Raw genomic sequence first — 13,871 nt, 5'->3', positions numbered from 1 at the left:
AACTTCTAAGTTGTTTTCTGGGATTATTTCTGTGCTTTTTTAAGTGCCTTTTGAATGGCTGCTTCCGCCAATGGGCCCATGATGCGATAACCTGCAGTTGTGGGATGTACACCGTCTTCGGCCAGTTCAGGATCAAGGCCATTGGCCTCATTTACCATGGCAGAATAGTAATCCAGGTATACAATTCCCTTATTATTTGCATGTTGCCTTATCAGGGTATTGAGGGCCGGAATCTTTTCGGAGGGCTCTATTCCCGGTTTCCAGGGATACTCTGTCGCAGGCAGTACGGAACATAAAACAGGTATAATATCATTGGCCAGGGCGAGTTCCGTCATGGATTTCAGATTATCGAGAATTTGCTCCAGGCTCATTGGCCCGGTATTGCCTGCTATATCATTGGTGCCCGCCAGAATCAAAACGACCCGTGGTTGCAGGTCAATCACATCCTGCCGGAAACGCAGTAGCATTTGCGGGGTGGTTTGCCCGCCTATCCCTCTGTTTATATAGGGTTTTCCTTTAAAAAACTCCGGGCAGGCAGCCAGCCAGCCAATGGTAATTGAATTCCCCATAAAAACCACGCGCCCGGTCTCCCCTGATGGTTTTCCAAGCTCTTTATTCTCTTGCTGGTAGGCCGATAGGTTGGCCCAGTCTTGTGCGCTGCTATTGGTACTGCTCAACAGGAAAATATATAGGATTACGGCCGGCATTCGGCATTTTAAATTCATCTGATGCATATTCAAAAGGGGCTGTACGGGATTGTCCCATTCTATCTAAGGCCTTAGGTTTAATTGGATTTGGGGGGAGAAATCATAATATGTGCACGGTGGGTGCCCGGGTCCATCAGCCAGGCATGTCCGGGAGGGGTGGGAGTGGTGGGCAGACCTGTAGATTCCCCTGTTGCAAAAGGAATATACACCACATACCGGAGGTACGGGTCTTTGATTTCACCAGTTTCCTTTTCAACAGTCCCGGTAAATACACAAAGCGTAGCCCTTTCCGGCATAGGTAATTTCCCGTCCCTGACCTCGGCCTCGCGAATATCGAATACCTGCTTAAAATCTTTTCCCTCTGCCCGCAATTCCCTGCCCCTTGCCATAAATGGTTCGAGACTTTTATGATAGGCGGCTGTAGAAAAGTTCTCATTTGAAGGGTTGTCAGCCAGGGCTATATAGGCATTGTTTCCTTCCCTGAGGGTCGTAAAATTGCCCATGGCATCATATCCGTATACTTTGGCGGCATCCCGGTATTCCTCTGGTACGGCCATCAGAGCTGTTTTGATCTGCCACTCTTTAGGTGGAATGTACTGGCAATAAGCATAACCTGCCAGCAGCAGCATGCCCAGGAAGCCGGTAATAGTTTTCATCGGTTCAGCGGTTTTTAATGTATGTACGTTTTTAGTTTCCATTAAGATAGCCAATTTTATCACTAAATAATGGGAAGCCGAACCTTACCTCAATATTTGGCACTTTTCCCCTTTGCCTGGGTGCGGAGGATAAAGGCGCGCAGATCATCGTTGGCTTGTTTTAAATCTTCCCTTCGCAGATACATCATATGCCCGCTTCGGTACCCTTTGAATTCAAACCGGTCTTTCATGCGCCCGCTTGGGTCTACCTGCCACATGGTGTATTTCGCATTGAAATAAGTAGTGGCACCATCGTAATAGCCAGATTGAATGAGCACATTGAGATAGGGATTCTGAGCCATGGCCTGCCTGAGGTTGTCCCGGGTATTGTCGTTTTCGTTATTCCAGGGGCGTACGGGCCCAAACATATTGTATTTAATGTCTGTTTTAAACTTGAGCTCTTCCTGCAGGTAATAATTGATGGCAGGTGTAAAACTGTGAAGCCAGGAGGTAATTTCGGAATTATAATCGGGCCTTGTCCCGGCCAGCATTTTATCTATCCCCAGGTAACGGCTATCCAGCCTGCCTACAGTATAGCCACCGCGATCCCTGAGCAGTGCCTTCCAGAAATATGAAGTAGGGACATCCAGGTTGTGGTCCAGGATTTCCTTTTCGCTCAGGCCCGAGTAGTAGGACATTTTTGAAGCAATTGCCTGCCTTTCCTGCTCAGGGATAAAGCCTCCCTTGGCTATGGCCGGTATCAATTCATTAATGGTAAAGGTTTCGGATTCCGGTAAAATTTCCAGCAAGTCCTTTTGTTGCAGTGACGGAGGCAGGGCTTTCTGATGCCAGGCAGCTGCTGTATAATAAGGCAGGTTCAGGGCACTGCTAACCGGATTGTCTTGCCTGAGGACCTTGTAATCAGCCGGGGAGACCATAATAACGCCATTTAAATACATCCATTGCTGATTTTGCATGGCCAGGGAAAGCCCCATGACGCGTGTTCCCCCGTAGGATTCGCCAATGATATATTTGGGGGAACTCCAGCGATTATGGCGGGTAACAAAGGTGTTGAGCCATTCCGCCAGGTAAGCGACATCTGCGTTGATCCCGAAAAATTTATCCCGGTCCACATCTTTGCCCGTCTCCGGAATCGTTCTGGAATATCCGGTATTTGCAGGGTTCACGTAAACGATGTCTGTTACATCCAGCACCGAGTAGGGGTTGGAATCCACGCCATAGGGCTGTACCGGGTAACCTTCGTCATCAATCCGCAGTACCCGAGGGCCTGTATAGGCCAGGTGCATCCAGACGGAGCCGGAACCAGGGCCTCCGTTAAATGAGATCAATAAAGGCCTGGAAGCCCTGTCTTTTATGTTGTTACGGGTGTAATAGGTATAATGCAAGGTAGCAATGGGTTCGCCCATTTCATCCCAGACCGGTTGGGTTCCGGTCTCGGCCGTGTAGCTAAAGCTCTGGCCGTTGGCCGTAACCGAATGCTGCGTGACAACTGTGGTATCTACAGGGATTTTCCTGTTTTGACTGCTGAGTAGCAGAGTGGACAAAAAAAGCAGAGAGGTGCAGAAGTATTTAGTAGTCTTCATGTAATTGTTGGTTTAAAGCTCCTAAAAATAACATTTTTAAAGCAGTTGGGAGAGTGCACTGATACTGAATTTCATTTTTTCAAGCTCCTGATTCTTTAGTATCTTTTCAAAAACCGAAGTTATGGCCCCAGTAAACAGAAGACAGTTTAACCAACGGATGGGAAAGGGCCTGTTGGGAACCCTTGCCCTGGGAAGTTTGCCGCTGAACAGACTGATGGCCTCGTGCAGCTATCCCCAAAAGAAACTGGGTATTGCGCTGGTAGGCCTGGGCAGTTACAGCACTTACCAGCTGGCACCTGCTCTGCAGCAAACACAGTATTGCCGATTGACGGGAATTGTAACGGGTACCCCTGAAAAAGCCGAAGTTTGGAAAAAGAAATACAAACTGTCGGCTGAGCATGTCTATAATTATGAAAATTTTGACCATATCGCAGCCAACCCGGCCATAGATATTGTGTACATCGTTTTGCCCAACAGTATGCATGCCGAATATTCGATTCGGGCAGCCCGTGCCGGGAAGCACGTAATTTGTGAAAAACCCATGGGCCTGAATGTGGCGGAATGCGATGCCATAATCGCAGCTTGCAGGGAAGCAGGCGTAGCGCTGGGGATGGGATATCGCTTACATTCCGAACCCTATACGCAGCAAATCAAACGCTTTGTAAGGGACAAGACTTTTGGGGAGGTTCGTTTTATTTCGGCGGATGCTGCCTATATTTCCAGGGGGAACCCCAATCAATGGCGCCTGAACAAGGCCTTGTCAGGCGGTGGTGCACTGATGAACATGGGGGTCTATTCCATTCAGAGTTGTATTTATGGAAGCGGAAAAAACCCGGCAGCCGTTACAGCTCAGGAATTCAGTACCCGACCTGACTATTTTGGGGAAACCGATGAAACCATAACTGCCCAGTTTGAATTTCCCGGCGGAACCGTTGGGCAGATGATGACCTCGCATAATGCAAGGGCAAACCGCCTTTACGGTTCCTGCGATTCTGGCTGGTTTGAGCTGCAACCGGCTAACAATTACGGCCCGTTAAGCGGAAGGACCTCCCAGGGCCCTATTTCCTTTCCCCATGAAAGTCAGCAAAAATTGCAAATGGATGATTTTGCCAGGCACATATTGGAGGGTACTCCCAATTCAGCACCCGGGGAGATGGGTCGAAGGGACATGGTAATAGTTGAAGCGATATATCAGTCCATCCGGGAGGGCGGAAAACGGATCGCTATAGACCTGCCCGAAAACTATGGGATGGGCGGGTGATTTCAGAATTTTAAATTTTTACCCAAACTTTTCAAAGACACCCAGGCCGAATAGAGCAAAATCATATTTTACCGGATCATCAGGGTCTAACTTTCGCAAGGAGGCATCCAGTTCAGCCACAGCCCTGGCGTCATTTTGTTTGCGCTTAAGGAGTCCCAGGGCCCTTGCCACCTTTCCGGAATGCACATCCAGGGGGCAGGAAAGCTGGGACGGGCTCAATTTTTTCCAAAGGCCGAAATCCACCCCGGAATCTGCGGGGCGGACCATCCACCTCAGAAACATATTGATGCGCTTTGCTGCAGAACCTCTTTCAGGATCAGAAAAATGTTTCCGGCTTCGCTGCGGGTGCGGGATTTCAAAGAAATGCTGTTTTACAGCTGAAATAGCCGGTTGCAGGTTTTGGGCTTTGGCATAGCGCGCAAAAAGATGCTCCAGCCCTCCGTGATTCCTATAAATATTCCGCAAAGAGCGGATAAAGTGTTCGAGATCTGTTTCATTAAAAGTACGGTGCACAAAGGGTCCTAGTGCCTGAATTTCCTTTTCGGAAGCATTCATGACAAAATCAAACGGGCGGTTTTCGAAAAGCGAAATCAGCCTTCGGCCGCTTGTAAGAATGCTTTTGCGGTTACCCCATGCTATGGTGGCAGTAATAAAGCCTGCTATTTCAATATCCCCCTGATCTTCAAACAAATGAGGGATTTGTATCGGATCCGTTTCGAGAAAGGATGGGTGCTGGTAGGTCGCAACTTTTTCATCCAGAAATTCCCTGATTTCCGCTTTTTTCAATGGTTAACTGCTATTATCTGTTATGCCCTCAGCTTTGGCGGCAGGACATCTAATCTAGGATGAGGCCGTCCACCATGGTGAGTTTGCGATCCGCCATATCCGCAAGCTCTTCATTATGGGTCACTATAACAAAGGTCTGCCCAAAAGTGTCCCGGAGTTTGAAAAAAAGTTGGTGTAACCGATCGGCACTGGCCGAATCCAGGTTCCCGCTGGGTTCATCTGCAAGGACCACGGCCGGCTTGTTGATCAGTGCCCTTGCAACAGCTACACGTTGCTGTTCCCCCCCGGAAAGTTGTCGTGGCTTGTGTTCTGTACGGCCAGAGAGCCCCAGAAACTCCATGAGCTCCCTGGCGTGCTCACGGGCCTCTTCTGAGGGTACGCCCTGAATAAAGGCCGGAATACAAATATTTTCTATAGCTGTGAATTCCGGCAAGAGCTGGTGGAACTGGAATATAAATCCTATATGCCGGTTCCTGAACCGGGCTAATTTCTTTTCCCCCAGCCGGGTTACATCTACCTGGTCGATTTCTATCAGGCTCTCTTTGCCAGGGTCCGGACTATCCAGGGTCCCCAATATTTGAAGCAGGGTGGTTTTTCCAGCTCCTGAGGCACCTACAACCGATACGATTTCTCCAGCCTTTATCTCCAGATTTACCCCTTTGAGCACTTCTAGGTCCCCGTAGGTTTTATGTATATTCCGAGCCCTTATCATCCCCTGAAATTTGTTGGCCTGAAAGTAAACATTCGCTTACACTTGGCAAAATAGCATTCTATAAAAAACTCTTGGGAATACCCGGTGTTTTCTGTGGTAATTTTCAATAGCATTTAATCAGAATCCTATTGATCTCAACTTTTTTTAAGATATTTAGGCAAAAACCAAGCTATGGCTCCTTACAGGCACTTAGAGGAATACAATATTGAAATCACCAACGAGGTGCGCACCCGTTATGAGCGCATTCTGGATGAAATTGGAGAGGATGTAAAAAGGGAGGGCCTGGTTAAGACCCCGGAGCGGGCCGCCAAGGCAATGCTTTTTTTGACCCAGGGATATAAACAGGATGCGGTGGAAATCCTTAAAAGCGCCATGTTTAAGGAATCTTACAGCGAAATGGTGATTATCAAAGACATTGAGGTGTATTCCCTCTGTGAGCACCATATGCTACCCTTTTTCGGGAAAGCCCATATCGCATATATCCCGGACGGCCACATTGTGGGGCTGAGTAAAATCCCACGGGTGGTAGACGTCTTCGCAAGACGCCTGCAGGTACAGGAACGACTTACCGATGACATCCTGGAATGTATCAACAAAACCCTCAAACCCAAGGGGGTTGCCGTTGTGATTGAAGCTGCGCATATGTGCATGATGATGCGCGGGGTTCAGAAGCAAAACTCGGTTACCACTACCTCAGGCTTCAGGGGGCAGTTCGAGAAAATTGAAACCCGGAATGAATTTTTAAAGTTGATCAGTTCTCACTTGTCCTGAAACTTGCTTTACTAATTATCCTATGGGGAACTTTCCAGATAAATACAAGAAATTACTTGCCGGGCTGTTTTTCGATGGCCTTGGGATGCTTTCATTTGCCATCCCTGGCATAGGCGAATTTTCAGATATGATCTGGGCGCCCCTGGCCGGGTGGCTGATGACACGGATGTACAAGGGACGAGCCGGAAAAGCTGCAGGTTTTATTGCTTTTGTTGAAGAATTGATCCCCGGGACGGATTGGTTCCCTTCCTTTACACTGATGTGGATTTATACGTATCTCATCAACCCCGCAAAAAAAACGCCTGTCCGAAAACAGGCGTAAATCAGCATATTGCTTGGAGTTTTATTCGATAACAAGGCTAAAGCTTTGTGCAATGTCGGTCTCACCCCCTGCATCAAACAGACTTCCGTCATTGGGTTTTTTAGGCTCATGCCTCAGGGTAATGCTCAGGGTCCCGTTCCCCGCAGCAGCTGTTACCAGCTGGAAACTTAAGCCAAGGGGGTTGCCATTGGCATCCTGATCTGTTGCCGCAGCAGTATCTAAACTACCATCAATGTCAAAAAAGAATTGATGTTCTTCTGCCTCTTCCGCCACTTCTTCGGTAATATCTTCGGCAGGATTTACAGTTTCGTTGAGTAGTTCAATAGAACCCTGGTACGTGGTATTGGCACTGAGTGCTCCAGATATAGTTATCACAGGCGGATTCGGCCCGTCCCCGTCAAGGTCTCTTGCCTGAAGGGTTACAGTCGGATTTCCGCTGCTAAGCAGGCTAACATTCATGGTAGTAATGGTTTCCTCCTCGTCTATAGGTTCGGGGTTGTCGTTGTCATTGCTGCAGCTCAATAGCAAAAAAGAGCTTAAAGCAGCCATTAAGAAAATAGAGGTATGTTTCTGAAATTTAGTGTATTGTAACATGGTTTTATATTTATTAATAAGTGAATTTTATGTTTAAAATCATATTGATGCCCTGGTTGTCTGCAAAATAGCGCAGGCGATCCAGGTAGTCTCTGAAACGGGTGTTGAATAGGTTTCTTGCAGTAAGGGAAACTGCCAGTGCCTGGCTCTCGCCGAGGTCAAAATCAACACTGCTGTTCAGATTAAATAAATGATAGGCTTCCGGAGGGGTATTGATTTGTAACAATACCTCCTCGCCTTGTTCGGGTGAAAACACCTGAATATCTTCAGGGAACTCATTCTGCCGGAAAACATAATCGCTTTCCAGTTCCAGCTGGAAATTATTCCATCGGGACTTACTAAAAAGGACAGAATTGGTAAAACGAGCCGGAGGCATGTTAATAAGTGGTTCTTCCAGATTAACGTCCCTTCCCTTGACCAGCGAAAATTGATGGCGGGTAGTCAGTTGTGGCATCCAGTTAAGGTAGCCGGAAAAATCAACTCCTGCCAACACCGCATCGGTTTGCCTGTAACTCCATACCGGGAATGCACCACGGATGGTGAACTCCACTTCTGTAGGTTCCAGCAGGATAAAATTATTGATGCTGTTCAGGTAAGGATTTACACTTAGCCCCCAGAAGGTACTTTTATATTCAGCGGTTGCCGTAATCCTGTTTGCGATCTCGCTACTGATCCTGAGGTCTCCCAGCTCTATGCGCGCTGCAGAATGGTGTAAGCCATCGCTGAACAATTCTGAAGGGTTAGGAGCCCTTTGGGAACGCGCAAGATTCAGGGTAAGGTCCCAGTCGTTACTGGGAGCCCACCGAATACCGGCCGCTGCGGAAAAGTTATTGTAATCAAAAACCGGATTGGTCAGCAACTGGGTTCCCAGGTCTTCCACCACCAATTCCGGGAAGCTCTGATCATACCCGCGTTCCTCCCAGCGGCTGGTCCTGTAAAATTTCAGGGCATCTATCCGGCTGAAATCATAGCGCAGGCCTGCATCTGCTGTTAGTTTGTCCGAAAGCATCCACTCCGCAGAACCATAAGCCCCCAGTTCCAGCCGCGTGTAATCAGGAATGAGCCTGCGAACCCCGGTTTGGGGATCTGCAAAATTATCCTGATAGCGACCCAACAGGCCGAAATCGAGGGATACCTTCTCAGACCGGTCCAGGCTCAGGTCCGTTTGTAAACTATGCGTTGTGAGCGTGAGGTCTATTGAAGGAATATCCGACTGGGCCTGAGTGCGGTTAACATCAAATTCAAACCTTCGGTTACGCTGTACATCATACTGAATCTCCCAGGTCCCTACACCTGAGATCCGCCGGTAATATTTGGCTTTTCCCAGGTGGTGGCTAACTTCCTGCCGGGGTTCATTAATGCTGTAGGTAAAGGGCTCGATCACTTCCGGGCTGCGGTTGTTGATGCTCCGGATCAGGTCATCGACATTTCCAATATGCGAAGCCCTGAGGACGCCAATGGTCGCATCAAAATAAGAGTAGTTTACACTCCATCCCTGTTCAAAGGAGCGATTCCCGGTTTCAAAACTAAAGCCAAGCTGCCGGTTTCCGGTATTTGAAAGGATATAATCAGGTGCCCGGAGGTCCCCTATCAGGCGATAACTGGCCTGTCCCTTCAGGTAGAAGCCGCCGGACCAGGATCTGTTTAGCTCAGTAGTAAGGGAGCCGCCTTTTCCATTGGAAACGGCAGAGAGGCTGGTGCTTCCCCAAATGCTGTCCATACTCGGAACCCAGTCGCTTTCCAGCACTATAACCCCGCCAATGGCATCACCGCCATACTTAAGAGCTGCAGAGCCTTTGATAAGCCGGACCTGGTCAAGGCTGTTCAGATCAACATTGGGAGCGTGATCCTCACCCCACTCCATGTCCTGCATCCTCACATTATTGTTCATTACCAGTACACGACTCCCATAAAGTCCCTGAATAACCGGTTTCACTATCGCAGCACCGGTGTTGATGCTGGATACACCGCTAATCTCCTTCAGGGCATCACCCAGGCTTCCACTGGCGTAGCGCTCTAAAACCTTCTTTTCCAGTACAACCTCCGCACCGGAATTGGTTTCATTCGGGTTGGCTGCACCAACCACCTGCACCTCCTCCAGCTTCTCTAAATGGTGCTCCAGCAAAATAGTGGTGCTGAGGTTTTCCGATATGCGAAATACCTTAAAGGTGGTACGACATTCCGGATGCGAAACCTCCAATTCATAGACGCCCGGACACAAGCCGCTTATCTGGAAATTCCCGTTGAGGTCTGTCTGTGCATACTGCTCTTGTTTGTTTACCTGAATAAGGGCACCCACCAGGGGGGACCGGTCGTGATAATCCAGAATTTTCCCTTCGATTGTTAGCTGGCACTGTTGCCCGTTCACAACAAGGGTTAGAAACACGGTGCATGCAAAAAGACAGTGTCTTAAAAATGGCATTTAGTGAAATTTGATGCGTTTGATAATAACTTCTCCTGAGTATTACATCAAATATGAGGGTGGAGCCCGGCTTTTTTTATGATTGCTATGGTCCTGAAGATAAAAAAGACTTTTGGAAAAAGGGGCGTCCAGCAGGAGTCCTTCGGTAAACCAATCTGGTTCTGCAAAGGTTTGCTGATAAAGCAAATCCCTGTGATACTGGTCAAAATCGCAGCTGCTTTCACTACTGTGGAAATGATTGGGAATATCGTCCTGGCAGTGTCGCTCAATATGATCGGTCAGGGCATGCCTTACTGATGCGATGGTCGGATATACCATGCAGAAAAGCAAACAGATCGAAAAAAGCCTCTTGATCATCAAAAAAGCATTTTTTACAAATTAACCGTATAATAGCTGCTTTGCCTGTTAAAGAAAGCTTAATTTACCGGAACAGGAATCCCAACCCCAGGCGGACCAGCATTTGTTTTTCGAAATTCCAGAAGAACCGAAATTGCCCGAATAACCATCCGAACAGCACCAGTAAAACCTGATAAAAAGGAAAAATCAATAAAATGCGAAGGCTCCAGTAGATCCAGGGTCCCCACCAGTTATCATCAAAAGCCCCTGATGTAAGCCCAATCCATTGCAAAAAAGGTTTGGCCACATATACAGAAGAAGAGCCTGTAATGGCAAAGACAAAAAGGATTACTATTAATTGCCAGTTAGAGGTGATGCCCCAGCGTTCCTTAAGTCGGTTCATGGATTTTTAATTCTGGCCGCGAAGATAATAAATTATATTCTGGGCAGGTAAGGCCCGAGGCGCTGGTTGTACTTGCGCTGGAAATAGATAAAATAATTGTACAATTTGTAATTCACCTCATAGCCGTAATCGATATCGGGGTCATAATCGATTTGTAACTCATACAGGTTTGAGTTGTATTGCATGGGCAGAAGCACGCGCTGGTTCCAGTTCATGACATAGATGGCATTGCGGTTTTCCAGGAACGTCTGAGAATAATAACCCTCCGGTTGCGCAAAACTTTTCAGCCAGCTATAGAACCCCGGGTCAATAATGACTATCTCGTATTTGGATTCGGCATCTGCTATTTTAACGGGGTCACCCTTTTGCTGTTCAAATACTGCTTTTTCCTCTTGGCTTACACTCACTGCCCCGCTTTGGGTACCACAGGAAGCCAGCAGTATCATACTGAGGACCGTTGCGTATAATTGAAACACTCCTTTTACTCTCATTGCTATCTTTTTCTTTAAAATAAAAAAAACTGCCTGTGTCAGCAAGCAGTTTAACGTATTATAAAGGTATTTTACTATTTTCCGAATATTCCGCCCAAAAGACCACCAAGTCCTCCTTTTTTGGATTTGGAATTTCCAAGCACCATCCCTGCAACGTCATCCAGCACACTTCCATCCCCGTCCGAGTCGATCAGGCTGGTGATCAGGCTCTGGTTCTGCCTGGGCTGCCCTCCCAGCATACTTCCCAGGAGACTTGTAAGCCCGCTGGAGTCTGATACATTCCCTTGTGAGGCCTGCCTTCCCAGATATCCCATAATAATAGGTGCTGCAATCTTAAGGATTTCAGAGATTGCGCTACTGTCTACCCCGGTTTGTTTGCTGAGTGCGTTTTCCACTACGGGTTGTTTACTTCCCAGCACGTGGCCCAGAATACCTGCCCCGTCTTGTTTTAAGCCTGAATCTACGCCACCTCCAAACAACCCCCCCAGGTCATCTAAAATGCTGCCGTTGTGCTTGGAATTCAATGCCCCTATAAGCCCGGCTGCGCCCTGCGGGTCCGAGGCATTTTTCTTCATGGCTCCAACCAGTAAAGGCATGGCCATACTCAGGATATCAGCTGTTTTGTTCTCCGGTTGCCCCGTTTCCTTCGCAACTCCGCTAATGAGTTGTTTACCCATCGGGCTATTGATAAGATCTAATAATCCAGACATATGTTATTTTTTTATAGTTTGCTGGAGAAGATACGAAAAGCGCAAATTTTGTAAGCTTGGAACAGCCCTATTTTAACAAATTAATGATCTGCTCAGCCAATTCCAGGCCAATCCGGTCCTGAGCTTCTCGGGTTGCGGCCCCAATATGAGGGCTAAGGGATAGTTTAGGGTGCATTAACAACTGAACTTCTGGGCGGGGTTCGGATTCGAAGACATCCAGGCCCGCAAAACTGATCTTTTCCGATTCCAGGGCATCCAACAGGGCAACTTCGTCTACCACTCCGCCGCGGGCTGCATTAATCAGTGCGGCGCCCTCTTTCATAAGGCCCAGTTCTCTTTTCCCAATGATAGGGGAATCCTGAGCCGGTACGTGAAGACTTACGAAGTCAGATTTCTGAAGAAGCGAATCCAGGGAATAACCTTTCAGATTAAAATCCAGCTGTTGTCCGTCATGGAATTCGAGGGTAATGGTACATTGCTCCTGATGGGCATCACTGAAAATGACCTGCATCCCCATTCCGATTCCTATTTTGGCCACTGCTTTTCCAATTCTGCCAAAGCCTATAATTCCCAGCGTTTTTCCCTTTAACTCACTACCCTTGGAATAGGTCTTTTTCAGGCTTTTAAAATGCTGGTCTCCTTCCAGGGGCATATTTCGGTTCGAATCGTGAAGGAAGCGCACGCCTCCAAGCAAATGGGCAAAGACCAGTTCAGCCACAGAGCCTGCTGAAGCCTCGGGTGTATTGATTACATGGATACCCTTAGATTTTGCAAAATCCACATCAATATTGTCCATTCCTACGCCTGCTCTTCCTATAAGCTTTAAAGCCGGGCAGGCTGTGATTATTTCCCGGGTCACGCTGGTTGCGGAACGCACCAGCAGTGCGTTAACCCGGTGTTGTTGTAAATAGGGGATGAGTTGCTCGCTGGCCACCCGGGTGGTCAGGACGGTAAAACCTTCTTTTTCAAGGACACTTTTCCCCGTTTCGGATAATCCGTCATTTGCATGTATAACCATTGATAAGTAATTAAGGCAGGTATTAATTAGGGGTCAGGCTTTTCGCTCCAGATCACTCATCACATCTACCAGTACCCCAACGCTTTCCAGGGAAAGGGCATTGTACATGGAGGCACGGTATCCCCCCACAGAACGGTGTCCTGCAAGGCCATTAATTCCCGCTTCCTGCCACATTTTGTCAAAGGTTTCCTTGAGCTTTGGCTCTTTCAGGTTAAAGGTTGCATTCATAAGGGAGCGATCGGCTTTGGCTGCATATCCTTCGAACAAAGGATTCAGGTCAATCTCCGAGTAGAGCAGTTTGGCTTTTTTCTCATTGATTTCTTCAATGGCCGAAACCCCTCCCAGTTCTTTTAACCATTGCAGGGTAAGCATGGAGACATACACTGCGAAAACAGATGGCGTATTGAACATACTGTCTTTGCTCAGATGAACCAGATAATCCATCATGGAAGGTATTTTTCGGCTTACATTTCCAAGGATTTCCTTTTTGACCACAACCAGGGTAGTACCGGCAGGGCCCATATTTTTCTGAGCTCCGGCGTAAATGAGGTCAAATTGCGAATAATCGATAGCCCGTGAGAAAATATCCGAACTCATATCAGCCACCACAGGCAACTTGGTTTCTGGAAAGGACTTGAACTGCGTGCCAAATATGGTGTTGTTGGATGTAAGGTGGAGGTAATCCAAATCATTGGGTACACTGAAACCCTTGGGGATATAGTTGTAATTCTTATCCTTGGAAGAAGCAATTTCAACTACGGTTCCAAATAACTTGGCCTCTTTTATGGCCTTGTCGCTCCAGGTACCAGTATTGATATATCCAGCCTTGTTTTCGAGCAGATTGTAAGGGACCATAAGAAATTCCAAACTCGCTCCACCCTGCAAAAAGAGGGCTTCGTAGCCTTTATCCTGCAATCCGAGCAATTCCAGGGCCAGCTCACGTGCCTGTTCCATAATCCCGACAAAAGCCTTGCTGCGATGGGATATTTCAATGAGGGACAGCCCCATTCCATCGAGTTCTGCAACCGCCTCGGATGCTTTTTTCATTACTTCCTGCGGCAGGATACAAGGCCCGGCACTGAAATTATGCTTTTTCATT

General features: G+C 47.7%; 16 protein-coding genes. 3 read left to right on the top strand and 13 right to left on the bottom strand.

Going from position 1 to position 13,871, the window contains the following annotated elements; genetic code table 11:
• Positions 1-23: 23 nt before the first annotated feature.
• The 3 genes from ACT6NU_RS13910 to ACT6NU_RS13900 form a co-directional block, all read right to left on the bottom strand.
• Positions 24-707 (bottom strand): SGNH/GDSL hydrolase family protein, encoded by a 684-nt coding sequence (locus ACT6NU_RS13910; RefSeq protein ID WP_445382279.1) that lies wholly within the window; start codon positions 705-707, stop codon positions 24-26.
• Between the two features lie 77 nt (positions 708-784).
• Positions 785-1,363 (bottom strand): hypothetical protein, encoded by a 579-nt coding sequence (locus ACT6NU_RS13905; RefSeq protein ID WP_445382278.1) that lies wholly within the window; start codon positions 1,361-1,363, stop codon positions 785-787.
• Positions 1,364-1,452: 89 nt separating this feature from the next.
• Positions 1,453-2,946 carry a S10 family peptidase gene (locus tag ACT6NU_RS13900; RefSeq protein ID WP_445382277.1) on the bottom strand — a complete coding sequence of 498 codons (1,494 nt, stop codon included), beginning with the start codon at positions 2,944-2,946 and terminating at the stop codon, positions 1,453-1,455.
• Positions 2,947-3,067: 121 nt separating this feature from the next.
• On the opposite strand from ACT6NU_RS13900, the gene ACT6NU_RS13895 reads away from it, so the two are divergent.
• Positions 3,068-4,207, top strand: a complete 1,140-nt coding sequence (locus ACT6NU_RS13895) for a Gfo/Idh/MocA family protein (RefSeq protein WP_445382276.1) — start codon at positions 3,068-3,070, stop codon at positions 4,205-4,207.
• Positions 4,208-4,225: 18 nt separating this feature from the next.
• Here the strand turns inward: ACT6NU_RS13895 and ACT6NU_RS13890 are convergent, their stop codons facing one another.
• Together ACT6NU_RS13890 and ACT6NU_RS13885 are read right to left on the bottom strand one after the other, a co-directional pair.
• Positions 4,226-4,993 carry a TIGR02757 family protein gene (locus ACT6NU_RS13890; RefSeq protein ID WP_445382275.1) on the bottom strand — a complete coding sequence of 256 codons (768 nt, stop codon included), beginning with the start codon at positions 4,991-4,993 and terminating at the stop codon, positions 4,226-4,228.
• Between the two features lie 49 nt (positions 4,994-5,042).
• Positions 5,043-5,705 carry an ABC transporter ATP-binding protein gene (locus tag ACT6NU_RS13885; protein ID WP_445382274.1) on the bottom strand — a complete coding sequence of 221 codons (663 nt, stop codon included), beginning with the start codon at positions 5,703-5,705 and terminating at the stop codon, positions 5,043-5,045.
• A 171-nt stretch (positions 5,706-5,876) separates the two neighbouring features.
• Here ACT6NU_RS13885 and folE point away from each other — a divergent pair, with 171 nt between their 5' ends.
• Together folE and ACT6NU_RS13875 are read left to right on the top strand one after the other, a co-directional pair.
• Positions 5,877-6,476: a GTP cyclohydrolase I FolE gene (gene folE, locus ACT6NU_RS13880; protein WP_445382273.1), complete on the top strand. Its 600-nt coding sequence runs from the start codon at positions 5,877-5,879 to the stop codon at positions 6,474-6,476.
• 22 nt (positions 6,477-6,498) lie between these two features.
• Entirely contained in the window at positions 6,499-6,798 is a 300-nt protein-coding gene (locus tag ACT6NU_RS13875) for a hypothetical protein (protein WP_445382272.1), read from the top strand.
• Between the two features lie 21 nt (positions 6,799-6,819).
• Here ACT6NU_RS13875 and ACT6NU_RS13870 read toward each other — a convergent pair whose 3' ends face one another.
• The 8 genes from ACT6NU_RS13870 to serC form a co-directional block, all read right to left on the bottom strand.
• Positions 6,820-7,392, bottom strand: a complete 573-nt coding sequence (locus tag ACT6NU_RS13870) for a type 1 periplasmic binding fold superfamily protein (RefSeq protein WP_445382271.1) — start codon at positions 7,390-7,392, stop codon at positions 6,820-6,822.
• Between the two features lie 13 nt (positions 7,393-7,405).
• A complete protein-coding gene (locus ACT6NU_RS13865) occupies positions 7,406-9,760 on the bottom strand; it encodes a TonB-dependent receptor (RefSeq protein ID WP_445382270.1) in 2,355 nt (784 codons plus the stop codon).
• Positions 9,761-9,856: 96 nt separating this feature from the next.
• The gene (locus ACT6NU_RS13860; RefSeq protein ID WP_445382269.1) at positions 9,857-10,171 is read right to left on the bottom strand and encodes a hypothetical protein; all 315 of its coding nucleotides are present in this window, start codon (positions 10,169-10,171) and stop codon (positions 9,857-9,859) included.
• Between the two features lie 64 nt (positions 10,172-10,235).
• Complete coding sequence (locus tag ACT6NU_RS13855) at positions 10,236-10,553, bottom strand: DUF6787 family protein (protein ID WP_445382268.1); 318 nt, start codon at positions 10,551-10,553, stop codon at positions 10,236-10,238.
• A gap of 32 nt (positions 10,554-10,585) precedes the next feature.
• Positions 10,586-11,044: a DUF6146 family protein gene (locus ACT6NU_RS13850; RefSeq protein WP_445382267.1), complete on the bottom strand. Its 459-nt coding sequence runs from the start codon at positions 11,042-11,044 to the stop codon at positions 10,586-10,588.
• Between the two features lie 74 nt (positions 11,045-11,118).
• Positions 11,119-11,754, bottom strand: a complete 636-nt coding sequence (locus ACT6NU_RS13845) for a DUF937 domain-containing protein (RefSeq protein ID WP_445382266.1) — start codon at positions 11,752-11,754, stop codon at positions 11,119-11,121.
• Between the two features lie 67 nt (positions 11,755-11,821).
• On the bottom strand, positions 11,822-12,772 hold the full coding sequence (locus ACT6NU_RS13840) for a D-2-hydroxyacid dehydrogenase (protein ID WP_445382265.1): 951 nt from the start codon (positions 12,770-12,772) through the stop codon (positions 11,822-11,824).
• Positions 12,773-12,805: 33 nt separating this feature from the next.
• Positions 12,806-13,870 (bottom strand): 3-phosphoserine/phosphohydroxythreonine transaminase, encoded by a 1,065-nt coding sequence (serC, locus tag ACT6NU_RS13835; protein WP_445382264.1) that lies wholly within the window; start codon positions 13,868-13,870, stop codon positions 12,806-12,808.
• Position 13,871 lies beyond the last annotated feature (1 nt).

It is taken from the genome of Robiginitalea rubriflava (assembly GCF_052540725.1).
The sequence above is the reverse complement of the archived record's forward strand: the minus strand, read 5'-3'. Positions and strand labels throughout refer to the sequence as shown.